We start from the raw sequence: 739 nt of genomic DNA on the forward strand, positions 1-739 counted from the left end.
TGGTGATGAGAATAGTGCTATTGCCTTGGATATCACTGGTAGCCTAGCAGATAACGACGGTTCTGAGTCAGTTACTGGTTACACTATCAGCGATGTGCCGTTAGATGCTACGTTATCTGCTGGCACTGACAATGGAGATGGTAGCTGGACGTTGACAGCCGCTGAGCTTGCCGGTCTCACGATCACGCCAGCAATAGGCCATCTAAGCGATATCGTTCTGCAGGTCACGATTCATAATGAAGATGTTGATCCCGATGATAGCAGCCAAGTCGATAGCAATAGTGCAACGACGTCAATGACTGTAACAATTAATCCGGTTATTGATGGCCCGAACCCGGTTGACCCAGTCGATCCGACTGATCCAATCGATCCAACGAACCCGAGCGCGGATGGCAATCCATTAACAGGAACGGTAAGCACGTTAGAGGATACTGAGGTCGATCTTGAACTGGGTCCATTAACCGCTGTTGATAGCACTGAAACGATCAGCAGTGTCACGATCGGTGGCGTGCCAACCGGAGCGATTTTGTCAGCGGGTACGAACAACGGTGATGGCACCTGGACAGTGGATCCTGCTGATCTTGACGGTTTGAGCCTTACGCCAGTCGAACATTCCAGCGATGACTTTACATTAACGACTGAAGTAACGTTCACACAGAGTGGTGCTAGTCAAGTTTATAATGGTTCGGTAGAGGTTACCGTCGAGGCGGTTGCCGATACGCCTATTGTGGCGGCGGCT

At 50.5% G+C, this 739-nt stretch carries 1 pseudogene; it reads left to right on the top strand.

From position 1 onward, the window contains the following. Positions 1–739 (top strand): annotated as a pseudogene (locus tag A3739_RS29820) (hypothetical protein); the annotation flags it as partial.

The sequence above is a fragment of the Oleiphilus sp. HI0067 genome, assembly GCF_001635735.1.